This window comes from Pseudomonas sp. NFPP07, assembly GCF_900115645.1.
Taxonomy (GTDB): domain Bacteria; phylum Pseudomonadota; class Gammaproteobacteria; order Pseudomonadales; family Pseudomonadaceae; genus Aquipseudomonas; species Aquipseudomonas chlororaphis.
This window is the reverse complement of record NZ_FOXG01000010.1, coordinates 15,147-39,797: the sequence shown is the minus strand read 5'-3', so window position 1 is coordinate 39,797 and position 24,651 is coordinate 15,147. Positions and strand designations below refer to the sequence as shown.

12 protein-coding genes are annotated in these 24,651 nt (G+C 60.9%); 7 read left to right on the top strand and 5 right to left on the bottom strand.

The annotated features are described in order from the left end of the window. Positions 1–20: 20 nt before the first annotated feature. The 3 genes from BM019_RS24395 to BM019_RS24385 form a co-directional block, all read right to left on the bottom strand. A complete protein-coding gene (locus BM019_RS24395) occupies positions 21–758 on the bottom strand; it encodes a TSUP family transporter (RefSeq protein ID WP_085530551.1) in 738 nt (245 codons plus the stop codon). Positions 759–1,416: 658 nt separating this feature from the next. Beyond that, positions 1,417–3,873: a membrane-bound PQQ-dependent dehydrogenase, glucose/quinate/shikimate family gene (locus BM019_RS24390; protein WP_092420914.1), complete on the bottom strand. Its 2,457-nt coding sequence runs from the start codon at positions 3,871–3,873 to the stop codon at positions 1,417–1,419. Between the two features lie 228 nt (positions 3,874–4,101). After that, a complete protein-coding gene (locus BM019_RS24385; protein ID WP_092420911.1) occupies positions 4,102–5,001 on the bottom strand; it encodes a GntR family transcriptional regulator in 900 nt (299 codons plus the stop codon). Between the two features lie 151 nt (positions 5,002–5,152). Between BM019_RS24385 and BM019_RS24380 the strand changes: the two genes are divergently transcribed. Together BM019_RS24380 and BM019_RS24375 are read left to right on the top strand one after the other, a co-directional pair. Further along, positions 5,153–5,860 carry an aspartate/glutamate racemase family protein gene (locus BM019_RS24380; protein ID WP_092420908.1) on the top strand — a complete coding sequence of 236 codons (708 nt, stop codon included), beginning with the start codon at positions 5,153–5,155 and terminating at the stop codon, positions 5,858–5,860. After that, entirely contained in the window at positions 5,847–6,596 is a 750-nt protein-coding gene (locus BM019_RS24375; protein WP_009044319.1) for a hydroxypyruvate isomerase family protein, read from the top strand. The genes BM019_RS24380 and BM019_RS24375 overlap by 14 nt, the downstream gene beginning before the upstream one ends. Positions 6,597–6,753: 157 nt before the next feature. Here BM019_RS24375 and BM019_RS24370 read toward each other — a convergent pair whose 3' ends face one another. Then, entirely contained in the window at positions 6,754–8,187 is a 1,434-nt protein-coding gene (locus BM019_RS24370; RefSeq protein WP_092420905.1) for an aminotransferase-like domain-containing protein, read from the bottom strand. Positions 8,188–8,347: 160 nt separating this feature from the next. Here BM019_RS24370 and BM019_RS24365 point away from each other — a divergent pair, with 160 nt between their 5' ends. The 5 genes from BM019_RS24365 to BM019_RS24345 all read left to right on the top strand — a co-directional run bounded on the left by BM019_RS24365 (position 8,348) and on the right by BM019_RS24345 (position 15,492). Further along, positions 8,348–9,241, top strand: coding sequence for a DMT family transporter (locus BM019_RS24365; protein WP_092420902.1), 894 nt, complete (start codon positions 8,348–8,350; stop codon positions 9,239–9,241). Positions 9,242–9,719: 478 nt separating this feature from the next. After that, positions 9,720–11,495: a type I secretion system permease/ATPase gene (locus BM019_RS24360; protein ID WP_092420899.1), complete on the top strand. Its 1,776-nt coding sequence runs from the start codon at positions 9,720–9,722 to the stop codon at positions 11,493–11,495. Beyond that, positions 11,488–12,801, top strand: a complete 1,314-nt coding sequence (locus tag BM019_RS24355) for an HlyD family type I secretion periplasmic adaptor subunit (protein WP_092420896.1) — start codon at positions 11,488–11,490, stop codon at positions 12,799–12,801. The genes BM019_RS24360 and BM019_RS24355 overlap by 8 nt, the downstream gene beginning before the upstream one ends. 3 nt (positions 12,802–12,804) lie before the next feature. Beyond that, complete coding sequence (locus BM019_RS24350) at positions 12,805–14,202, top strand: TolC family outer membrane protein (RefSeq protein ID WP_175510726.1); 1,398 nt, start codon at positions 12,805–12,807, stop codon at positions 14,200–14,202. Between the two features lie 573 nt (positions 14,203–14,775). Continuing rightward, the gene (locus BM019_RS24345; protein ID WP_092420890.1) at positions 14,776–15,492 is read left to right on the top strand and encodes a response regulator transcription factor; all 717 of its coding nucleotides are present in this window, start codon (positions 14,776–14,778) and stop codon (positions 15,490–15,492) included. A gap of 244 nt (positions 15,493–15,736) precedes the next feature. Here the strand turns inward: BM019_RS24345 and BM019_RS24340 are convergent, their stop codons facing one another. Further along, complete coding sequence (locus BM019_RS24340; protein WP_092420888.1) at positions 15,737–24,535, bottom strand: T1SS-143 repeat domain-containing protein; 8,799 nt, start codon at positions 24,533–24,535, stop codon at positions 15,737–15,739. Positions 24,536–24,651 lie beyond the last annotated feature (116 nt).

The following is a 24,651-nucleotide window of genomic DNA, read 5'->3' as shown; positions in this document are numbered from 1 at the left end:
CTTGTCTTGATGGAAAACTTTTACATGCCATTAAAAAAATGATCGAAGATCATTTTCAAACCAAAAAACGTCACCCCTGCTTTCAAAAGCATGGCGCCTACACGCTGCGATATACGGTCTCTGAGAAACCCACCGAGGTACGAGCCGAGGGTGGATGCGGTAATCATGATTAATATGAGATTTGCGTAATCCATGAACGCAAAACCGGCAATAACAAAGGCCGCGACCTTCAACCCGTGCAGCACGCTCATTTGCATGGCGTGGGTTACGATCACTTCATTTTTATTAATATTCATCTTCATCAGGATGGGCTGTGATATCAAACCGGTTACAGCCACGAAAAGTGAAAGAAATGTTTGAAAGAAGCCCACGATCGCAAAGTTTTTAAATACAAAACCCAGGCGTGAGACGATCTTGGTCCAGGTGATTGCCAGAATAAAAAAACCGAGGATCAGTGACAGATATTGTTCGGGGAATTTCCCGATGAAGAAATAGCCTATGAATGCTCCGACAAGACAGCCGATAACATATCTAGGCAGGATCTCTACTTTTGCACTCTTGTAGTCAAAGACGAATCTGCTGCCATTGCTCACCATTTGAATCAAACCGTGAACCGGTACAACCGCAGAGATGGGGATGAATTGAGGCATCACCGCAAGCAATCCAATCCCGCCGCCAACACCAATGGCTGCCGTCATGAATGAAGTGATAAAGCTGACGCCCACCAACAGATATAAACCATCAGAGAGTTCGAGCATTATTGGTTCCTGTCCAGTTTTATTAAGGTTAAAATGTGCATCGCGATGCGTTGGCTTTTCACGGAGTTACTTATTCCTAGGCAAACGCCTATGAACGCTCTGGAGTCATCAGGCGCTTCAGCCATTACTTATTTGCAGGTAATGAAATGATCGGAAATGCGTAGTCCGTCTGTTTGTTTCAGATTCCTGGCCACGGCGAGCTTTTGCTCTGTGGATGTTGCTTTGTTGCCAGCCGGATACTTTTTTCAACGCGACAAGGTTTCCGCCCCCTGTTCAAACGGGGCGTAAGTCTTACTGATGCGTGAGTATGGGGTTGGTGTGACAGGCCGTAGCCCAATCACTCTGTTCATGTAGGGAAGTCAGAACGTCATCGATACAAAGTTGATGGCGTGTTGCATTGACTCACTTCCCTTGCGGGTGAAAATCTCCCTTATATCAATAGTCAACCCTTTCACCCGGGCACGGTCTGCCGAGTCAAATGGCGGGGCCATGTTGTCGGCGAAACGATAAGTGTGTGCTAGAGGCTATCGCTATTTAATAAACTGAGAGGCTCTATGCCATGACTAAAGTTTTCGTCGGTTGCAGGGGGTAGAACATTCATATGTTTTACATCCCTGTCCGACACTGTCATGGCGAGCCATCTCAGACAAAACGCGATTCACTTCTCGGGCAGGGCCCAGGCGATGATGCTGTCACCCAGCTTGGTTGGAATCCGGTCATGACCGCCGACCACGGCCACGACGTACTGTCGGCCTTGGCTCATGTAGGTCAAGGGTGAAGCCTGATTGCCTGCGGGGAGGCGTTCCTCCCACAGCAGTTCTCCACTTTCACTGTTATAAGCCCGCATGAAACGATCGATGGCGGCACCGATAAATGTCACGCCTCCGGCTGTCGTCACGCCCGTCGCATCGCTCGGCGTACCGATTTCGAAGCGCATCCGAGAGGCGATTCCCCAAGGCCCGCTGTCATACCCCGTACCGAATGGGCGGCTCCAGACGACATCGCGCGTGCGCAGGTCGATACCGGCAATGAAGCCCCAGGGTGGCGCAATGCACGGCTGGTCAAGGGAGGACATCCATGGATCTTTGATGGCGCCGTAAGGCAGCCCGGCCTGGACGCGGAAGCCTTGGCTGTTGCCCGGCGATTCCTGGAACGACTTGGCATTGATGGCGTCGAGTTGTTCGCGGGGAACCAGCCCCTGCATATAAGGGAGCCGCTGGTTGTTGATGATCAGCAGGCCTCGCTTGAGGTCGACCATCACGCCTCCCCAGTTCAATCCGCCGTGATGGCCAGGGAAAATCAGGCTTTGCTGGCCTACGACCGGCGGGGTGAAGATCCCTTCGTAGCGTGCCTGGCGAAACTCGAGGCGACATTGCATCTGATCGAAAGGCGTCAGCCCCCAGGCATCGGCCTCGGTCAGTACTTCCGGGGTTTTCGATGGGCGCCCCATGGTGCTCGGCATATCGGGCGAAAGTGGCTGGGTGGCCGCGGTGTAGTCTCCGGGCGCGGTTCCCTGGGGCACGGGAGATTGCACGACATCCACCAGCGGTTCGCCGGTGGCGCGGTCAAGCACGAACAACTGGCCGGATTTGGTGGCTTGAATGACGGCCGGGCGTGGCCCCGTAGCGGTAGGGAAGTCAATCAGACTGGGTTGTGGGCTCAGGTCGTAGTCCCACAGATCGTGGTGAACGGTCTGGAAATGCCATTTGACCTTGCCAGTGGCCGCATCCAGTGCGACCAGGGAGGAGCTGAACTTGTCCTCTTGTTCGGTGCGAGTACCGCCATAGAAGTCGCCGGCTGCGTTGCCGGTGGTGATATACACCAACCCGAGTTCATCGTCGGCGGAAAGCGGTGCCCAGGAGTTGGGCGTGCTGAGGGTGTAGGTTTCGTCGTCGCGAGCGGGAGCATGGGTGTCCGGGCGACCCAGGTCCCAGGCCCATTTCTGTTTGCCGGTGACAGCGTCGTAGCCGCGTACCACGCCCGAGGGGGCAGGGCGTACATCGGAGTCAAGGACTCGGCCTCCGGTGATCACCACTCCGCGAATAATGGTGGGGGCGGAGGTGATGCCCGTTGAGCCTTTCCTGAAGGTACCCAGGCCGTCTTTCAAATCCGCAAAACCAGCGTTGCCGAAGTCGGGGCACGCCTGGCCCGTCAAGGCGTCTACCGCGCCCAGGCGAATATCGTTGGTGCCCCAGATGATGCGTGAGGCGCACAGGCCGCTGGCATTGGGCACTTCGAAATAGGAGACGCCACGGCAGTAGGCACCGCCATTGGCGAAGTAATCCGGGTCGACTTTGGAGTCGAACCGCCAGTTCTCCTTCCCGGTGGTGGCATCCAGGGAAATGATGATTTGCTTCGGGGTGCAGGTGTAGAGCGAGTTGCCCACCTTGATCGGCGTGGCCTCGTTCAGGTACTTGGTCTTTTCGCCGGGTTGCTTCACATCGCCGTGGTGGTACTCCCAGGCCTTCACCAGGCCCGACACATTCGAGGGGGTGATTTGCGATGCGGCGGAATAGTGGTTGCCCAGGTTGGAGCCTGCATAGGCGGTCCAGTTGGTCTCGTCGTGTGACGCGGCAATATTGCCGTCCGGTGAGGTCACCGTATTGCGACTGAAGGCTTGTCCGGGGCGCGTCGTGGCGAGCGTCGAGTCGGCAAGGTGAACGGTGTCCGGGAAGAACAGCGGCACCAGGATCGTGCCGCCCATGAGGATCGGCAACAGGCCCATGATGGTGAAGTAATGACTTCTGCTGACGTTGGCAAAGTCACGCCGCACCACGGGCCAGAAAGCCAGGAACGGAACGCTGAGAACGGCCAGCCAGGCCAGGCGTGGAATGAAGGCCCAGCCGTTGTACCCGGACTCCCAGATCGCCCAGGCGTAGGTGGCCAGAGCCGCTGCGCCATACAGGTAGAGGCCGAGGGATTTTTTCAGGCCGATGAGGAGGGCCGATAGCAACAGGGCGGTGCCCATCATGGCGTAATAGGGTGATCCGCCAGCACTCACCAGGGCGCCGCCTTTATAGGCCAGTGTCACTCCAAGCAGGGCAACCAATACGGTGTACCCCCCGAACAGAAGGTTCGAGACTCCCGCCCCTCTACCCAACGTCCTTTCGTTCATTGCAATCATCCCTGTGTGATTCGATATGGCTACGTTTCCGAGCGGCGCGCATAATTGCTCATTGTGATAATGAAATACAATATGCGACGAAAAATTTAGCTGAATCGTCGGGATGAGCGGTATTTTTGTATTTTGTGTTGAGTTAAGACAATCGTGGTAAGCTGGCCGGCGGATGATTGGAGCGCTCCGACAAAGCCTCGATCAGTCATCGGGTGTCAGGGGTGCGCTCTATATCCCCTCATCTGGCATGACGTCCTGTTGAGTCTTGAGACGACCTACTTCGTCCAGATGCTTCCAGAGAAATTGCGCGGCTTCTTCGCGCCGATCGGATTCGATGAGGTCGAGCAAATGGATGTGTTCCTGGCATTGCGCCATAAGACGGGTGCGATCGACGTTGGCCTTGTAGCCGATGAAGCGCCTGAGCTGATTTTGCTGGCGTATGGCATCGATGAAAAAGACATTGCCGGAGCACTGCACGATCATTTCGTGAAACTGGGCGCCCACCTGGAACAGCTGGGCACGGGACAAGGTCTGGATATCCCCGTCGAGCATGGCCTGCTGTTGCTGCCTGGCCTGGGCGAACGCGGCGTGATTGACCTGATAACCAGGCTCGAGCAGGGCCGCCGGTTCGATGGCCATGCGGAAGCGGTAGCTCTGGATGTGTGCCTGGGCGTTATGCACGAAGTCCTTCAGACCCCATCCTTGCCCCGGCCTGCGTTCCACCATGGCTTCGCTGGCCAGCCTGTTCAAGACCTTGAGCAATTGCCCGCGCGGTACTTCGTAACGGCGCAGCAGCTGGGCTTCGAAAAAGTGCTCAGGAATTTCACCGCCAAGAATGTCGTCGACCACGCGAAGGTAAAAGTCTTCGAAAGGATCGCTGGCGAGCGGGAAGGTCGTTTCTTGAATCTGCCCGGCGTCCTGTTTCAGAAAGTAGCCTCGGTTGGGCTCCTGGATGGCGAGGTCCCATTCAGCGAGCAAGGCAAACACTCGCCGCACCGGCGAGCGCGAAACTCCTAGCGCTTGGGCAAACGTCTGCTCGCGCAACGGCTCACCGGCTTTCATCGAGCGCGCGCGAATCATCTCGATAACGCGGGGGGCCAACTGCAAGGCGAGGTCTTTCTTGATCACAGGCTCTCTCTCGGATGATTGATGTCAGTCCGTTTGCGCTGGGGCGGGTGCCCCCACCGGACTGGAGTTGGAAAATACCATACGAAGGTGTGGGGATCTGCACAAAGCGCACTGGCGGATGGGTCGAACAAACTGGTCGAGGTACATGAGCATGAAGGCTCCACGTATTTTCCTGATCCACGCGACTGCACTGGCGATCGATCCGATCGCGACGGCCTTTGCCCGGCATTGGCCGCAGGCACAGGTGATCAATCTGCTCGAAGACTCGTTGTCCCGGGACCGCGTGGAAGAGGGCGAATTGACCGCGAGCATGAAGGCGCGCTTTCTGACGCTGTCCCATTACGCCGTACAAAGCGCAGCGGACGCGATTCTGTTTACCTGCTCGGCTTTTGGCGATGCCATCGACCTGTGCAAGCCCGAGATTGCCATTCCACTACTCAAGCCGAACGAAGCCATGATCAACCTGGCTCTCACGCAAGCATCGCGTATTGCGGTGCTGGCGACGTTCGAGCCGACCATCCCCTCGATCATGGCCGAGTTCAGGCAAGCGGCTGAGCGCAGTGGCCGAGCGCCGGAGGTGGTGCCCTATTTTGTTCCAGGGGCAATGCAGGCGTTGAGTGAAGGGGACAAGGAAGGTCACGATAGCGCCATTGCACAAATGGCCGCTCAGGTCGACGCCTGCGACCTGATCTGTTTCGCCCAGTTTTCAATGACCAGTGCCGCAGGGCAGGCACAGGCCCGCTCGGGTCTGCCGGTACTGACCACGCCCGACAGTGCAGTGCTGGAGATGCGCAGGATGCTCCAGGCTGATGATTTCATTTCTTCCCAGGACGGATGTTTACCCCATGCTCAAGTTTAATGCTCATCTCGGTTTCCAATTCAATGAATGGCCTTTTCTGCAGCGCATCGAGGCCGCCGCCGCGGCGGGGTTTCGGGCGGTGGAGTTTCCGTCGCCCTATGAGTTCGATGCCAGTCTCTTGGCCGACCACTTGGCTCGGCACAGCCTGTCGCTGATTCAATTCGCCGCACCGGCTGGGGTGACCAAAGGCATTGCTGCCTTGCAGGGCAAGGAAGAAGAGTTTCGCGACGGCTTGCGCCAGGCTGTGAGCTACGCCAAGGCGTTGGCTTGTTCGGATGTCCACATCATGTCAGGAGTGACGACACAGGATGAGGCGGCGCTTACCTTCGGGAGCAACCTGGAGTACGCAGTCAAATACTTCGAAGACCAGGGGGTACGGCCGCTTATCGAAGTGATCAGTGCGCAGGCGATGCCGGACTACTACATGTCTGACTTCAACAAGGCGCAGCAGGTACTGGAGAGCTTTCCGAGTGTCGGGCTGATTCTCGATCTTTACCATGCCCAGCTTCTGACCGGAGATGCAGCCGAGGTTCTGGCCCGGTTTTATGACAGGACCGTCCATGTGCAAATCGCCGACTGCCCGGGCCGTCACGAGCCGGGAACGGGGAGCATGGACTTTGCTGCCTTGTTCGCGGCGCTGGAGCAGCGTGGCTACCCAGGATGGATCGGCTGTGAATACCGCCCCTCCGGCGCTACTGTCGCGAGCCTTGACTGGATCAAGCAGCTAAGTGCCTAGGTTCTGTACGAAACCCTTTGAAAAGCTGAATGGGTAGAATCGCCGCCATCTAAGGCAGAAGCCCCCGATGGCCGAGCGACACCGGTTGCGGTGCGTGCCTCGCTGCGGTGCCGATTGCACGCTGCGGAAAGTGTTCTGCATAACACTTGAATGCATTCTATAGGAGCATTGGCGACTCTTGATTGACTCCGTGGCGCAGCACCTGGGCGAGCATCGCGAACCCATCGTGGAGGGCCTGATCACCGCCAGAGGCATTACTGACGCTTGCGCGGACGAATTGTGGAACTGTGCCTTTACCGATGCTGAAGGCATCGGCGATCGAGATCAGGTGATTGCGCTGGCGTAGTGAGTGCTCGATTTCCGATGCGCGCCAGGGCGCCGGCACCTCGATCCAGAAGTGTGGGCTGTATTGATGCGTTCTGTAGGTCAGTCCTTGCAACAGCTTTTCGACCGCCTGTTTACGGCGCTCCATTTCCGCTATCTGCTGATGCAGCAGTGAGCGTGCAGTGCCATCTTCAATCCAGAGGCAGGCAATCTCATGGGGAAGTGGCGAAGCCATCCAGCAGGTGCTGCGAATCGCTGCGGCGTGGCGCCCTGCCAGTGCCTGCGGTACATGGACATATCCTGCCCGAAGTCCCGCGGCTACTCCTTTGCTCAAACTACTGATGATGATCCCGCGCTCAGGTGTGTACATGCTGATTGGCATTGGCCTGTCCTGCATCAGTACGCCATGGGTTTCGTCCTCGATGATCAGCACATTGTGTTCGCGGCATATCTGCGCAATTTCCTTACGGCGCTCGGGGCTGAGAATCGCGGTCGTCGGATTCTGTATCGTCGGCGTGCAGTACAAGGCGGAGACTCGATTGATGCTGCAAATCTCCGCAAGCGACGCAGGGATCAACCCTTCCTCATCCATTTCTACACCCAGTACCTTGATACCCAGAAATCGAGCGACGCTGATGAGGCCCGGATAGGTTAGGTGTTCTGTGACCAGCGTGTCTCCAGCACGCAGCATCGCAATGAGGACGGTCAGCAGGCCGTGCTGGCTGCCATTAACGCAGAGGATCTGCTCGGCCGATGACCTGAAGTCACCATGCGCCAGCCATTGGGCACCCGCTTGTCGATGGCGCTGAATACCCATATCTGGCGTGTAGAGCATCAATTCCTGCAGTCGCTCTACATCTCCTGACAGCTGCGCCATCGTGCGCGCCAGCAGCGTGGCTTCCATTCCGGGGATGTGCATGTTGCGACTCATATCGTGGCATTCATCCGGCGCCTCGATGAAATTGCGGAAGCCGACATCGCGAGGACGTTCCTGCTCGCATGCACGAACAAAGGTGCCATCGCCCACCCGCGCCATGACCAGCCCCATTCGCTCCAATTCTGAATAGGCTCGACTGACTGTTCCGGTAGTAACGCCAATCTTGTCGGCAAGGATGCGATGTGGTGGAAGTTTGAGGCCTTGTCCGATAGCGCCGTTGTTGATGGCCTGCTCTATGCCCTGAGCAAGCCGCATGTACTTAGGCCCAGGGCCATCTCGTAGGGCATTCTTGAAAATTGAAATGGTGTCAATAACGGGTTTGACAGGCATATTTTCCTCAAACTAACCTGATATTGAATCAATGTGTTGAGCGGATAAGATCATTTGTTATGAATGAATCGTATCAATTTTAAAGAATTCACCTTATGAGTCCAATAAAATCATGTCAATTAGTGTGGAAGTGCAGGGGCAGCCTGCAACAGGGAGATGGATGGCGGGCTTGGTCACCATATTGCTCTTTCTGGTGGTCTGTCTCAGTTGGGGGACCACATGGCTTGGCATCAAGATAGCGGTGGAGAGCGTGCCACCACTGACATCTGCAGGTTTGCGTTTTTTGATCGCCTTTCCGCTGTTCCTGGGGTTTGCGTGGGTACGGCGCGAATCGATATTTTTCCCCCGCAAGAACTTCGGTTTTTTCATCTTCGTCACCCTGTGTTACTTCAGCGTGCCGTATTACCTGCTGAACTATGGCGAGCAGTTTGTTGCTTCAGGACTGACAGCACTTCTGTTCAGCAGCATGCCGGTCTTCATCCTGATCTTTTCGTCCATCTTCCTGAGAGAAAAGATATTTTTTTCGCAAGTTGTCGGCATTGCCATTGGCTTCGGCAGCTTGTTCATGATTATCAAGACACAAGGGCTGCATCTCGATTACTCAGAGCTTTTCGGAGTGATCGCTATCCTGATCGCGGCGGTGATGCACGCCCTTTGCTATGTCATTACCAAGCAGAGAGGCGCCGAGATAGGGGTTATCACATTCAATACCCTGCCGATCGGTATTGCCGGGCTGGGACTGTTCATGACTGGCTTGGCGCTGGAGCATCCCGACCTTGCCAGCGTAACGCAGCGTTCCTGGCTGGCATTGACCTATCTCGGTTTGGTGGCCTCCGTGGGCGGCTTCATTGTCTACTTCTTCCTGCTCAAACGCTTGAGCCCAGTAATTCTGTCATTCGTATTCATCATCTTTCCAGTATTCGCCGTCCTTATCGGCGCCTGGTACGAAGGCACGCCCATCTCTCGCCAGTTGATCCTCTATTCGATGCTGCTGCTGGCAGGCTTTGCCATCACCAAATTGCCGGTAGAACGGCTTCTTGGATGGCGCAGATAACCAATCTCTGGCCCGCAGCCCTCCGATCGAAATCAGTCGCTTGCGCATAGAAACTCCTCCTCCCGCATGCCTGTTATCCGCTACGAATGCACCGCTGGTCATCGCAAGATCGGCCGGCCAATTCAGTAACTAGACTCATCGGGATACCCCGGCGCGGCGTGCACTGCAGCTGTCGCTACCGACAATCGGATTCTTCTGTGCGAAGCAGGTGTGCGGCGAACCTGTCGCGCGCCTGGAAGGCCTGTCCCGGCATTCCGCGGCGCCCCTGCAGCAGCCACCTCCCAGCCGCCCACTATGGCGTCAAAAGCCCGTGCCAGAGCCCTCTGGTTTCCAAGCCGCGAGGCTCTTGCGCGTGCTTGCGCGCCAGGCCGTTGCCGGGGGCATGCCGGTTGTCCGAGGCGATCCGGCCAATGGCCGCACGCAGCTGTCCGGCGTGATCTAAGCTCCACAAAGGCTGGCCTTTCGAGCAGAGGTTTCAATGCAAAGCACACCAGAAAACAGTCTGAAAAATGCGTTGAAGGTCTGTAGAGACAGCTTTGTTTTCGTCGGCTTTTTCAGTTTCTTCATCAATGCGCTGATGCTGGTCCCGACCTTCTACATGCTCCAGGTGTATGGGCGGGTGATGACCAGCGGCAGCCTGACCACCCTGGCCATGTTGACGCTGATCATGACCCTGCTGGTGATCACCCTAGGCTCCCTGGAATGGGTTCGTTCGCGCATCATGGTTCGGGTCAGTACCCGGCTGGATGTGCTGCTCAGTCGCCAGGTCTACAAGGCCAGTTTCAAACGGGCCCTGGACAGTGGCGGCATGGATGCCTCGGCCCAGTCGCTCAACGACCTGACGGGCTTGCGCCAGTTTCTTTCCAGCAGCGGTCTGTTCGCCTTTTTCGACGCGCCCTGGTTGCCGATCTATATCGCCGTGATGTTCCTGTTCCACCCCTGGTTCGGCTGGGTCGCGACAGGCAGCGCGCTGCTGTTGATAGTGCTCGCCTTCGTCAACGAGAAGCTCACGGGGCCGGTACTGGCCCAGGCCAACAAGGAGCATATCGGCGCGACCCTCCATACCACCAAGAACCTGCGCAACGCCGAAGTCATCGAGTCCATGGGCATGCTGGACACCCTGATGGATCGCTGGGGGCGCCGGCAGAGAAACGTTCTGCTGCTGCAATCCCTGGCGAGCGACCGGGGAGGCATGGTCACCACGCTTTCGCGGACTTTCCGCCTGCTGGTGCAATCGCTGGTGCTGGGCCTGGGGGCCTACCTGGCGGTGGACCATCAGGTGGGGGCCGGCCTGGTGTTCGCCGGGGCCGTGCTGCTGGGCCGGGCACTGGCGCCCATCGACCTGATGATCGGCAGCTGGAAAGGCTTTATCGCCGCCCGTTCGCAGTACAACCGCCTGAACGACATCCTCGGCAAGCAACAGGCGCAACCCGAGCGCCTGTCCTTGCCGGCGCCTGAGGGCCAGGTGCAGGTCGAGAACCTGATTGTCACGGCACCTGGCTCGAGTACCCCGATCCTCAAGAACATCAGTTTCAGCGTACCGGCCGGTTGCGTGGTGGGCATCATCGGCCCGAGCGCCTCGGGCAAGTCGACCCTGGCCAGGGCGCTGATCGGCGTCTGGCCGCCGCAGCATGGGGTGGTCCGGCTGGATGGCGCGGACATCAGCACCTGGGACAAGCATGAGCTTGGCCCGTATATCGGTTACCTGCCCCAGGACATCGAACTGTTCGAGGGCAGCATCGGCGAGAACATTGCCCGCTTCGCCGAGATCGATTCGGCGAAGGTCATCCAGGCCGCCAGGATCGCTGGCGTCCACGAAATGATCCTGCTGTTGCCCGATGGCTACGACACCGTCATCGGCAGCGAGGGCTTCATGCTCTCGGCAGGGCAGCGCCAGCGCATCGGGCTGGCCCGCGCGCTGTACGGCAACCCGCGGCTGATCATTCTCGACGAACCCAATTCCAATCTCGACGAGGTCGGCGATCGCGCCCTGGCGGCCGCCATCGGGCAGATCAAGCACACCGGCGCGACCCTGTTCGTGATTACCCACCGCACCAACATCGTGTCGCAACTCGACCGGCTGCTGGTGATGAAAGCCGGGATGGTCGGCCTCTACGGGCCGCGCGAGGAAGTGCTGGCCGAACTCAGCGGGCAGCAACCATCGGTGCCGAAACATGCCGGGCCGGTACCGGTGGTGACCAACGTGGCGTCGATCGATGCCCGCAAGGACGATGGCGGTGAATCCTATGCCTAGTCGTCAAATCGAAAGCTTTTCCGACCTGCCGGTGTCCGATCGCAAGGCCCACCGCCTGGGCATGGGCATTGTCGGTGTGACCTTCGGCCTGTTCGGCACCTGGGCGGCACTCGCGCCCCTGGACGGTGCCGCCTACGCGCCGGGGGTGGTCACCGTGCAGACTTACCGCAAGACGGTCCAGCACCTGGAAGGCGGCATCGTCAAATCGGTGCTGGCCCATGATGGCGACATCGTCAAGCGCGACGATCCGCTGATCATCCTCGACGATGCCCAGCTGCGCTCCGAGTACGAGGCGACCCAAAGCCTGCTGATCGCGGCCAGGGCCATGGAGTCGAGGCTGATTGCCGAGCGCGATGGCTTACCGGCGATCGATTTCGGGCCGGTGAGCGATCCGGCCAGCGTGCGGGGAGAGGAAGCGCGCCAGGGCGAGACCCAGGTATTCAACGCGCGGCGGGGCTCGCGGCTGGGCCAGATCGCGGTGCTGCGCGAGCGCATCGGCCAATTGCACCAGCAGATCAAGGGCCTGGAATCGATGATCGCGGTCAAGGTGCGCCTGGAGAAATCCTACAGCGGTGAAATCGGCGAATTGTCCGACCTGCTCAAGCAGGGGTTCGTCGACAAGCAACGCCTGCTCGAGCAGGACCGCAAGCTGGGGATGCTCAGGTCGGAGGTGGCCGATCACCGTTCCACCATCGACAAGACCCGCCTGCAGATCAACGAAACCCAGTTGCAGATCCTCCAGGTCGACAAGGATTTCGATTCCGACGTGGCCAAGCAGCTGGCCGAGGTGCAGACCAAGATCTACGACTTGCAAGAGAAGAACTCGGCCCTGGAAGACCGCCTCAGCCGTATCGTCATCCGCGCCCCCGACGCGGGCATGGTGATTGGCATGACGGTGCACACCATTGGCGGTGTCGTGCGTTCGGCGACGCCCTTGCTGGACATCGTGCCCTCGGTGTCCGAACTGGTCATAGAGGCCCAGGTGGCGCCGGTGGATATCGACCGGATCGCCATCGGCAAGCGCGCCGATATCCGTTTCGGCGCGTTCAATAGCTCGACCACGCCGGTGATCGAAGGCGAGGTCAGCAGCGTCTCGGGCGACCGCTTGACCAACGAAAAGACCGGGACCGCCTATTACCTGGCGCGGGTCCGGGTCACCGAGCACGGCGTGCGTACCTTGGGGGAGCGCAAGTTGTTGCCGGGGATGCCGGCGGACGTGCTGATCGTCACCGGGCAACGCACGCTGTTGCAGTACCTGATGCAGCCGGCCCGGGATGTGATGTCTCAATCAATGATCGAGGAGTGACCCGTGGGAGCGCCGTCAGTTCTGCTAGCGAGTGCATTCATGCTTGCAGCGGGGGCCGCCTTGGCGCAAACCGCTGCGGTAACGTCGACCGGGGTCAATGCCTCGACCTATTCCACCGACCTCATGCAGTTGTATCGCGAGGCACGGCTGGAAGATCCACAGGTCCTGGCCTCTTTTGCCCAAGCGCAGGCGGGCAAGGAGCATCAACGCGAGGCGCTGGGGGCGCTGTTGCCGCAACTGTCGCTGAATGCCGGGAGAAACCGGATCCACCAGGAAAACGACCTGATACAGGAGCGCAGCTACGATAGCGAAAGCTACAGCCTGGTGCTGCGCCAGTACCTCTACAACAAGGCCGCGTGGGAGAACTACCAGAAGTTCAAGAGCCTGGCCAAGCAGTCCGAGTCCGAAGCGCTGGACGCCCAGGCCGAGGCCACGGTGGAACTGGCGCGGCGCTACTTCACCGCGCTGGCGGCCGAGGATGAGCTGGAGCTGGTGAGGGCCGAGCGGCGGACCACGCAAAAGAGCCTGGACCGGGTCAACGCGTTGTACGAAAAGCAGATGGCGATGATTACCGACCAGCTCGACCTCAAGGCCCGGGTGGACCTGCTCGCGGCCCAGGAACTGGATGCCCGCAACCAGGCCCGCATCAGCCGCGAGGCGCTGGCGGAACTCGTCGGCCGGCCGGTCAAGGAGAGGCTCAACCGGATTCGCGATGGCGCGCAACTGCGGGTTTCGGCGCAGAGCCTGGAGTCCTGGGTGCGCGATGGCATGGAGCTGAACCCGACGCTCAAGGCCAGCGAAAGCGGCGCCGAAGCCGCGAACGCAGCGTTGCGCAGTGGCAAGGGCGGGCACTATCCGACGGTGAGCCTGAACCTCAGCGCGCAACAGACCAACGAGGGCTACAACAATACCCTGGCGCCACGCACCGACAGCTATGTCGCCGGCATCGGCGTCCAGGTGCCGCTGTACAGCGGCGGCTCGACCTCGGCGCGGGTCCGTGGGCTCTACCAGGACCAGCTGGTCGCCGAGCAGCAGCTGGAAGCGATCCGGCGCCGGGTGGTCAAGGAGATCACCAGCGCCTACCTGACCGCCAATTCGAACGGCGAAAAGATCGACGCCAGTCGTTCGGCCCTGGCCTCGGCACAGCTGTCCAGGGTGGCGGCGGAGAAGGGGCTGAGCTACGGCATGGTCAATGCCGTCGATGTACTGACCAGCGTGCGCAACGAGTTCCGTGCCCGGCGCGACCTGCTCAAGACGCAATACGAGTTCCTCAGCAACGTCTTCACCCTCAATCGCTGGGCGGGCAAACCGCCGGTGGAAAGTGTCGAGAATGTGAATGCCTGGCTCAGCCCCGGTAGCGCCGGCCAGGCCATGGGCGTTGGCATCGAGGACCAGGAGTAAGACACCGGGGCATTTCTGCCCCGGCTGAAGAATCGCTTGCGCAGAGGACCGGCGTTGAACCGGAGATTTCATGGCGCTGCCGGCCCCGTCGATAAATTGACGCTCTCATTGCCTACTGACTTATCTGCGCGCCATTCGTCTGTTACTTGACGAGCCTGGTGGGGTCCGGCTTTGCCCGCCGCTCGCTCGTGGCGAGCCTAAGAGCTTGATTTGCGGGGGGTAGGGCGCCCCAGGGGAACCTCGACCCAACGACCCGCACCCGGCTTGGGTCGAAGACCGACGGATGGGTTGGCAGGCAGCGCAGTGGGCTGGCCTAGACTCAGTTGAGGGCTCGCGGATGCCCTGCGACACGTGCAAACTATTGATAGTTATTCTTATTTATGCCGTTTCGATAACTTTGCCCGGCTGCGGGAAACCTCCGCAATTTCTGCCTGTACCCTGGGTCGCCAAGACCCGGGCGGGCACGTTTCAGAGCCTTTCGGCGCTCGCATCCGTCCTTCAAGAGCGAGTGGCCGATCAAGGAAGGCCAACGCGTATGAAGGTCATCGTTTTTCAAGGGGAGGCAGGAAGATCATGCCAGACCATACAAAAACGATACGCGTGATGCTGATCGACTGCCGCCCCCTCGTGCTCATGGGGCTCCATGATTTGATCAATGCGAGGAAGCCCCGGATGGAGGTGAGTGGCCAGGCCACCACCTACACCAATGCGCTGGACCTTGCCGATCAGCTGCGTCCCAATGTGATTTTTTTCAGTTTCTTTCCGGATGCGCTGAACCCCCTGGAGGTCGTCGCGGGGCTGACCCGCAGCCCGGAAATGAAATTGCTGGTGCTCAAGGGCCTGTACGAATCCGTTCCGGTTGCCCAGGCGATCGAGGCGGGCGCGCGCGGCATCGTGCTGGCGGAAGACCCGACGGACTCGATCATCCGGGCCATCATCAAGGTCCACCATCACGACGCCGGGCTGGACCGAGCCTGGTCTGGCGGGCTTTCCGGCTATGCCGCGACCCGGCATATACCCGTGCGATGCAACCTGGAGCAGGCGAAGCAGGCGCGGCTGACATTGCGCGAGCGGGAGCTGATTCGCGCCATCGTCGGCGACCCGTCCGCCAAATACATGAGCATCGCCGAGCGCCTGGGCATCAGTGAGCACACCGTGCACAACCACCTCAGCAACATTTATCAGAAGCTCAACCTGATCAACCGCATCGACTTGCTGATGTACGCCCTCAAGCACGGGCTCACCGACAACGAAGAGCCGCCCGACTCCACGTGGGTGGAGCTGGATTGAGCTGATCAAGACAAGGCAGCCCTGTGGCTGCCCTTGTCGCTGTCCAGGCTGCCCGGATCGAGGGTAATGCCGTTCTCGTCGTTTCCTGCCCCATGAATGCGCAGGCATGTCGCCGTGCTCTGTGAGCCTTGGGCTGCCTGGGCGTTTGTCGCGCGAGCGAGTGAGAGCGTTGCGGACGGTAGCGGCAAAAAAAAGCGAGGGTGGTTTCCAGGCCACCCTCGCTTTTATTCGCATGTGCGAGGTTTCAGACGCTGCCCATTACGATATCGGTATTGAGCAGATCGACCCCGACCAGGGTAATGGTGGTGATCTGTCCGCCCGTCTCGGCCACCGTCACGATGCTGTCGGCGCCGGCGTTGTCGATCGACTGCACAGTGGCGCCCGCGTCACCAATGAGCACCACTGCGTCGCGCTGGCCGGCTCCGGCATCGAAGCCTGTGACCTGGTACTGGTTCTCGGCGACCGACAGGTCGATGTTGAAGGCATCCCTTTCACCCGTGGTGCCCACCAGCCTGAAGTCGAAGAGCACGTCGGTCGTGTCGTTGGCGAACAGGTTGGCGTCGAACGCGCTGGTCGCCGTGTCGCCATCCTTGTCCGTCACCGTTGCGTTGAACGCCAGCTTGACGTCGCTGGCCAGGCTCTCGGTCTCGTGGGTGAACTCGATCGTCGGGATCTTGATCTCGCCCCGGGCCATCGTCAGCTGGACCGCATCGATCAACGATGTAGCCGATTGCTCGACGGTGAAGGACACCTGTCCACCGGCCTCTGGCGTCAGGGTGTTGACCTCGATCAGGTTGGAGAAGGTGCCATCTTCGTAGAAGACCCTGTAGTACAGGTCTTCGGTTGCCGTGTTGTAACCGCCCACGGAGTTGTCGATAAACACCTTCATGCTCGTCAGCAGGCTTTGCGGGTTGACCACGAAGCTTTCATCGGCCGCGCCGATCGCCGCCTGGTTGTCGCCCTGGAGCAGGTTGTTGGCGACGCCGATGCCAGCCGTACTGACGTTCAAGGCTGCCGAGCCGATGTAGGACGGCAGCGGGTTGGTTTGCAACTGCGCTTCGGTAGGGTCGGACGCTCCAAGCCCGATGCCGGTCTGAATGCTGTTCGCGCCGCTTGCCGGAGCCAGTGGGTTGGCGCCGAAGAACACGATGTCCTCGCTACCGATGGTCAGCGTGCGCACGGGGTCAGGGCCACCGGCATCCAGCGAGCCGTCGGCACTGCTGAGGACGATGGTCGAGCGGAAGCCTTCCTCCAGGTCCAGCGCATAAGTGCCGTTGGCGTAGGCGCTCAGGGTGTAGTGGACGGTGGTGTCCGCGGTCGCCGCGTTGTTGTCGAAGTCACCGGTCAAGGTGCCCGCGAACTGATACGCGCCATTGGCGTCCGGTGACGGCGACTGCTCGACCAGCGTACCGGTGCCGGTGGTGGTCGTATCGTCCGGCCGGACCAGGGTGAACTGGCCGTTCACCAGCGAGATGTCCAGCCCGGCCGCACCCAGCCCGTCGGCGCCGGCGGCCATGTTCCAGTAGCCTTGTTGCGCCTGGTCGGTCCCGGTGCCGATCAGGTTGCCGAACGCCAGGGTTGGCGTGTCGTCATCGACGGTGATCACCAGCTTGTCGGCCGCGGCGGTCACCGTGTCGCCGTCCTTGTCGGTGGCTTGCAGCAGGCTGCCCAGGTTGATCGTCAGGTCGTTCTCGTCGTTGCCGGCCGCGTGATCCAGGGGCTGGAGCAGGCTGAAGGTGTAGGCACCCGCTACCGTCAGGCTGAGGGTGAACACGTCAGTCGCGCCGGCCTTGGCGGTCAGGGTGCTGCCCAGGACGCTGTAGGTCAGTGCCACTCCACCGGAGCTCAGGGCTGGCAAGCCGCTGGTGTTACTCGACAAGGAGTAGCTCAGCGGTACGTCGGCCCCGGACTGGAAGATGCCGCTGACGTTGCCGCTGACCGTGGTGACCTCGCCCGGTACGTCGCCGATACCCCCGGCGATGCCATTGGCCAGGCCGTCCTCGTCGACGGTGCCGGCCTCGGCGCTGCCATTCGCCGTTGGCGTGTCGTCATCGACGGTGATCACCAGTTTCTCGGCGGCAGCGGTTACCGTGTCGCCGTCCCTGTCGGTGGCTTGCAGCAAGGTGCCCAGGTTAAGGGTGATGTCGTTTTCATCGTTGCCGGCCGGATGATCCAGCGGCTGGAGCAGGCTGAAGCTGTAGTCACCTGCGGCACTGAGGCTGAAGGTGAACACATCGACGGCACCTGCCTTGGCCGTCAGGGTATCTCCCGCCACGCTGTAGACCAGCGCCACCCCACCCGAGCTCAGGGCTGGCAGGCCGCTGGTATCACTCGACAAGGCGTAAGTCAGCGGTACGTCGGCACCCGACTGGAAGATACCGCTGATGCTGCCGCTGGTCGTGGTGGCTTCGCCAGGCACGTCACCGATACCCCCGGCAATGCCGTTGGCCAGGCCGTCCTCATCGACGGTGCCGGCCGCGGCGGTGCCATTCGCCGTTGGCGTGTCGTCATCGACGGTGATCACCAGTTTCTCGGCGGCGGCCGTTACCGTGTCGCCGTCCCTGTCGGTGGCCTGCAGCAGAGTCCCCAGGTTGAGGGTGATGTCGTTTTCATCGTTGCCGGCTGGGTGATCCAGCGGCTGCAGCAGGGTGAAGCTGTAGGCACCGGCGGCGCTGAGGCTGAAGGTGAATACATCGGTGGTACCGGCCTTGGCGGTGAGGGTATCGCCCGCCACGCTGTACACCAGTGCCACTCCGCCAGACGTCAGGGCTGGCAGGCCGCTGGTATCGCTCGACAAGGCGTAAGTCAGCGGTACGTCGGCACCCGACTGGAAGATACCGCTGACGCTGCCATTGGCCACGGTGGCCTCACCGGCCACGTCGCCGACGCCACCGGCAATGCCATTGGCCAGGCCGTCCTCATCGACGGTGCCGGCCGCAGCGGTTCCGCTTGCGGTGGGGGTGTCGTCATCGACGGTGATCACCAGTTTCTCGGCCGCAGCGGTCACGGTGTCGCCATCCTTGTCGGTGGCCTGCAGCATTGCGCCCAGATTAAGGGTGATGTCGTTTTCATCGTTACCGGCTGGATGATCCAGCGGTTGCAGCAGGGTGAAGCTGTAGTCACCCGCAGCATTGAGGCTGAAGGTAAACACATCGACTGCGCCAGCCTTGGCCGTCAGGGTATCGCCGGCAACGCTGTAGACCAGCGCCACGCCGCCCGAACTCAGGGCTGGCAGACCGCTGGTGTCGCTCGACAAGGCGTAAGTCAGCGGTACATCGGCGCCGGACTGGAAGATACCGGTCACGCTGCCGCTGGCCGTTGTCGCTTCGCCAGGTACGTCGCCAACGCCGCCGGCGATGCCGTTGGCCAGGCCGTCTTCGTCGACAGTGCCAGCCGCGGCAGTTCCAGTGGCGGTTGGCGTGTCGTCATCGACGGTGATCACCAGCTTGTCGGCGGCGGCGGTCACCGTATCGCCGTCCTTGTCGGTAGCTTGCAACATCGCGCCCAGGTTGAGCGTGATGTCGTTTTCATCGTTGCCCGCTGGATGATCCAGCGGTTGCAACAGGGTGAAGCTGTAGTCACCTGCAGCATTGAGGCTGAAGGTGAATACATCGGTTGCGCCCGCCTTGGCGGTCAGGGTGTCGCCGGCGACGCTATACACCAGCGCCACTCCGCCCGAACTCAGGGCTGGCAGACCGCTGGTATCACTCGACAAGGAGTAAGTCAGCGGTACGTCGGCACCGGACTGGAAGATACCCGTCACGCTGCCGCTGGCCGTTGTCGCTTCGCCAGGTACGTCACCGACACCACCGGCAATACCATTGGCCAGGCCATCCTCGTCAACGGTGCCAACTCCAGCGGTTCCATTCGCCGTTGGTGTGTCGTCATCGACGGTAATCACCAGCTTGTCGGCGGCGGCTGTCACCGTATCGCCGTCCTTGTCGGTGGCTTGCAGCATTGCACCCAGGTTGAGGCTGATGTCGTTTTCATCGTTGCCGGCTGGATGATCCAGCGGTTGCAGCAGGGTGAAGTTGTAGTCACCCGCAGCATTGAGGCTGAAGGTAAACACATCGACTGCGCCAGCCTTGGCCGTCAGGGTGTCGCCGGCAACGCTATAGACAAGGGCAACTCCGCCCGAACTCAGCGCTGGCAGGCCACTGGTATCACTCGACAAGGAGTAAGTCAGCGGCACATCGGCCCCGGACTGGAAGATCGCTGTGACGCTGCCGCTGGCTGTGGTGGCTTCGCCAGGTACGTCACCGACGCCACCAGCGATGCCATTGGCCAGGCCATCCTCGTCGACGGTTCCGGCCCCAGCGGTGCCATTTGCGGTGGGGGTGTCGTCATCGACGGTAATCACCAGTTTTTCGGCGGCAGCGGTTACCGTGTCGCCGTCCTTATCCGTGGCTTGCAGCATTGCACCCAGGTTAAGGGTGATGTCGTTCTCGTCATTTCCGGCCGGATGATCCAGCGGTTGCAACAAGGTGAAGCTGTAGTCACCCGCAGCGCTAAGGCTGAAGGTGAATACATCGACGGCACCCGCCTTGGCGGTCAGGGTATCGCCAGCGACGCTATAGACCAGCGCGACTCCACCCGAACTCAGGGCTGGCAAGCCACTGGTGTCGCTCGACAGGGAGTAAGTCAGCGGTACATCAGCGCCGGACTGGAAGATGCCCGTCACATTGCCGCTGGCGGTGGTGGCTTCGCCAGCCACGTCGCCGACGCCACCGGCAATACCGTTGGCCAGGCCGTCTTCATCGACGGTGCCAGCCTCGGCGGCTCCGGTTGCGGTGGGTGTGTCGTCATCGACGGTGATCACCAGCTTGTCGGCCGCGGCGGTCACGGTGTCACCGTCCTTGTCGGTGGCTTGCAGCATCGCGCCCAGGTTAAGGGTAATGTCGTTTTCATCGTTGCCGGCTGGATGGTCCAGCGGTTGCAGCAAGGTGAAGCTGTAGTCACCCGCGGCGCTGAGGCTGAAGGTGAACACATCGGTGGTACCGGCCTTGGCGGTCAGGGTATCGCCAGCGACGCTATAGACCAGCGCGACTCCACCCGAGCTCAGGGCTGGCAGACCGCTGGTGTCGCTCGACAAGGCGTAAGTCAGCGGTACGTCGGCGCCGGACTGGAAGATACCGGTCACGCTGCCGCTGGCCGTGGTGGCTTCGCCAGCCACGTCGCCGACACCACCGGCAATACCGTTGGCCAGGCCGTCCTCATCGACAGTGCCGGCCCCAGCGGTGCCATTCGCGGTTGGGGTGTCGTCATCGATGGTGATCACCAGTTTGTCGGCCGCGGCGGTCACCGTATCGCCATCCTTATCCGTTGCCTGCAGCATCGTGCCCAGGTTGATCGTGATGTCGTTTTCGTCATTGCCGGCCGGGTGATCCAGCGGCTGCAGCAGGGTAAAGCTGTAGGCACCGGCGGCACTGAAGCTGAAGGTGAATACCTCGGCGCCACCCACGCCTGCATTGGCGGTGAGAGTGTCGCCCGCGACGCTGTACACCAGCGCCACTCCGCCGGAAGTCAGGGCTGGCAGGCCACTGGTATCGCTCGACAGGGAGTAAGTCAGTGGCACGTCGGCACCGGACTGGAAGATTGCCGTCACATTGCCGCTGGCCGTGGTGGCTTCTCCGGGCACATCGCCGATACCGCCGGCGATGCCATTGGTCAGGCCGTCTTCATCGACGGTACCGGCCTCGGCGGTTCCGGTAGCGGTTGGCGTGTCGTCATCGACGGTAATCACCAGTTTCTCGGCGGCAGCCGTTACCGTATCGCCATCCTTGTCGGTGGCTTGCAGCATCGCGCCCAGGTTAAGGCTGATGTCGTTTTCATCGTTGCCGGCCGGATGATCCAGCGGCTGGAGCAGGCTGAAGCTGTAGTCACCTGCGGCATTGAGGCTGAAGGTGAACACATCGACTGCGCCGGCCTTGGCCGTCAGGGTATCGCCGGCGACGCTGTACACCAGCGCCACTCCGCCTGAACTCAGGGCTGGCAGGCCGCTGGTATCGCTCGACAGAGAGTAAGTCAGCGGTACATCGGCCCCGGACTGGAAGATCGCCGTGACGCTGCCGCTGGCTGTGGTGGCTTCGCCAGGCACATCGCCGACACCACCGGCAATACCGTTGGCCAGGCCGTCCTCATCGACAGTGCCGGCCCCAGCGGTGCCATTCGCGGTGGGGGTGTCGTCATCGACGGTAATCACCAGCTTGTCGGCCGCGGCGGTTACCGTATCGCCATCCTTGTCGGTGGCTTGCAGCATCGCGCCGAGGTTGATTGTGATGTCGTTTTCATCATCACCCGCTGGATGATCCAGCGGTTGCAGCAGGGTGAAGCTATACGCGCCCGCCGCGCTAAGGCTGAAGGTGAACACATCGACGGCGCCGGCCTTGGCGGTCAGGGTGTCGCCGGCGACGCTGTACACCAGCGCCACTCCGCCCGAACTCAGGGCTGGCAGGCCGCTGGTATCGCTCGACAGAGAGTAAGTCAACGGCACGTCGGCGCCGGACTGGAAGATGCCCGTGACGTTGCCGCTGGCCGTCGTTGCTTCGCCAGGCACATCGCCGACACCACCGGCAATACCGTTGGCCAGGCCGTCCTCATCGACGGTTCCAGCCTCGGCGGTTCCGGCGGCGGTTGGCGTATCGTCATCGACGGTAATCACCAGTTTCTCGGCCGCGGCCGTGACCGTATCGCCATCCTTGTCGGTGGCTTGCAGCATCGCGCCCAGGCTAAGGGTGATGTCGTTTTCATCGTCGCCCGCTGGATGATCCAGCGGTTGCAGCAGGGTGAAGCTATACGCGCCCGCCGCGCTAAGGCTGAAGGTGAACACATCGACTGCGCCGGCCTTGGCCGTCAGGGTATCGCCGGCGACGCTGTACACCAGCGCCACTCCGCCTGAACTCAGGGCTGGCAGGCCGCTGGTATCGCTCGACAAGGAGTAAGTCAGTGGTACGTCGGCCCCGGACTGGAAGATCCCGGTGACGTTGCCGCTGGCCGTGGTGACCTCGCCAGGTACGTCGCCGACACCGCCGGGGATGCCATTGGCCAAGCCATCCTCGTCGACGGTGCCGGCCGCGGCGACGCCGGTCGCGGTGGGCGTATCGTCGTCGACGGTGATCACCAGTTTCTCGGCCGCAGCCGTCACCGAATCGCCATCCTTGTCGGTGGCCTTCAGCAAGGTACCGAGGTTAAGGGTGATGTCGTTTTCGTCGTTGCCGGCTGGGTGGTCCAGGGGCTGGAGCAGGGTAAAGCTGTAGTCACCTGCGGCATTGAGGCTGAAGGTGAACACATCGACGGCGCCCGCCTTGGCGGTCAGGGTGTCGCCCACCACGCTATACACCAGTGCGACGCCGCCGGAAGTCAGGGCCGGCAGGCCGCTGGTATCACTCGACAAGGAGTAAGTCAGCGGCACATCGACGCCGGACTGGAAGATGGCGCTCACGTTGCCGCTGACGCTGGTGACCTCGCCAGGCACGTCGCCGACACCGCCGGGGATGCCATTGGCCAGGCCGTCCTCATCGACGGTGCCGGCTGCCGCGGTGCCGGCCGCTGACGGTCCATCGTCCTCGAAGATCATCTGCGAGCCGATTTCGGTGGTGATCGTGGAGGGGTGGCGCAGCGAGAAACCACCGATGTCGAAGTCGGCGTGGTTATCGCCCCTGGCGTTGACGGCTGCGCCATTCTCGATCAGCACGCGGTTGTGATCCGCGCTGGTGGTGTATTCGATCTGGTAGCCGGCCTTGACGCCGGTGATGGTGGCCACGCCGCCGGTAAAGCTGATGGCAATGTTCGGATCGTTCACCGACCCGTCGGAGTTCTCGATCACCAGCCCGGTGCTTTTATCGAAGATGCGCACATTGGTGATGGCCACCGACGTATCGTTCGCATAGCCGTTGACGAAGTTCACGCCGGTTTCAACCGCAGTGCTGTAGGCACTGATTCTGACCATCGCAGTCTTGCCGCCTTGCAATTGCACGACATCGAAACTGGCCGTCGTTGCATTAAACATCGCGGTGTAGTCGATGTTGGCTTCGACGTCGGCTTCGTTCTGGCTCAGGTTGGGAACAGTCACATCCAGCCGGGCGCCGGTGACGAAGGTCAGGCGGATGCCTTCCTGTTCCACGATCATCTGGTTGTTGGTACCGATGGTGGTCGGGCCACCGCCCTGGCTGGTGTTGATGGTGTCACCGGTGTTGATGTTGGCGCCCGATGACTGGTCCGCAGGGTCTTTACCGGTGGCGATGATCGTCGGATCGCTGACCCGCAATACACCGCCATCGTCGACCACCGTCGGGTTCGACCCGGTGAACATCAGGAACAGGTTCTGCCCGGAGGGGGCGTTGGTCAGGTCGAAGCCGTCCTTGAGGGTACTGACGAACACCTTGTCCAGCAGGCTGAGGGCATCGTCCGGGTTACTGGCGTCCGGGTGCTTGAGCGGTTGGTATTCCACGGTCCAGATCTTGCCGCCGCTGACCGGCGATCCGGTTTCCTCGATATAGGCGGCGAACACTATCGCGCCGTCAGGGCCTCCGGCCCGACCCAACAGGATGTTGTTGTTGGTATCGGTATACAGAAGGATGCTGGTGCCATCGAGGGTATCCAGCCCGCTGTCCAGGCCGTTGAGCGCCGCGCCCAGGCTGTCGGTGAACTTGATATCGAGGACGTTGGTACCGGGTGTCAGGTTGAGGGTGAAGGCATTGCTGCCGGTATCGCCCACGGCACCGGTATAGCCACTCAAGGCGGCGTCCATGGCGGTACCGGCGCCAAGGGCGCTCAGGCGGGTGGCGAAGGTCGAGGGCAGGGCGGACAACAGGATGTCATTGTCGTCGGCGTCTCCTGCCGGGCTCGGCGTGGTGGTGGCATTCTGCAACCCGGTGGTTTCGTCCAGGGTCACGCTCGAGCCGATCACCACGGGCGCGGTGCCGTTGGCCTGGGCGGTGCTGAGGGTCAGCGTGTCGTCACTGGGGAAGACGGGGTAGAGAGTGGTACTGGTGTCAGCGGTCAGGTCGTTCGTGGGAGATGTGGTTGTTTTAGAAGTGATCATGACGTTCTCCTGTGCAATACCAGTCGTTGAGGCCGCAGATGGGCCCTCTGTTGGCAGATGCAACCACTATGGAGATGCCATGCAGGTTGCGCATTGGCCGATACTCCCAGGCAGGA

Bases quoted from the DNA above. Each gene is read 5' to 3' on its own strand.
- BM019_RS24370 (WP_092420905.1), bottom strand. From the start codon at position 8,187: ATGCCTGTCAAACCCGTTATTGACACCATTTCAATTTTCAAGAATGCC.
- BM019_RS24375 (WP_009044319.1), top strand. From the start codon at position 5,847: ATGCTCAAGTTTAATGCTCATCTCGGTTTCCAATTCAATGAATGGCCT.
- BM019_RS24380 (WP_092420908.1), top strand. From the start codon at position 5,153: ATGAAGGCTCCACGTATTTTCCTGATCCACGCGACTGCACTGGCGATC.
- BM019_RS24390 (WP_092420914.1), bottom strand. From the start codon at position 3,873: ATGAACGAAAGGACGTTGGGTAGAGGGGCGGGAGTCTCGAACCTTCTG.
- BM019_RS24360 (WP_092420899.1), top strand. From the start codon at position 9,720: ATGCAAAGCACACCAGAAAACAGTCTGAAAAATGCGTTGAAGGTCTGT.
- BM019_RS24395 (WP_085530551.1), bottom strand. From the start codon at position 758: ATGCTCGAACTCTCTGATGGTTTATATCTGTTGGTGGGCGTCAGCTTT.
- BM019_RS24345 (WP_092420890.1), top strand. From the start codon at position 14,776: ATGCCAGACCATACAAAAACGATACGCGTGATGCTGATCGACTGCCGC.
- BM019_RS24340 (WP_092420888.1), bottom strand. From the start codon at position 24,535: ATGATCACTTCTAAAACAACCACATCTCCCACGAACGACCTGACCGCT.
- BM019_RS24355 (WP_092420896.1), top strand. From the start codon at position 11,488: ATGCCTAGTCGTCAAATCGAAAGCTTTTCCGACCTGCCGGTGTCCGAT.
- BM019_RS24365 (WP_092420902.1), top strand. From the start codon at position 8,348: ATGGCGGGCTTGGTCACCATATTGCTCTTTCTGGTGGTCTGTCTCAGT.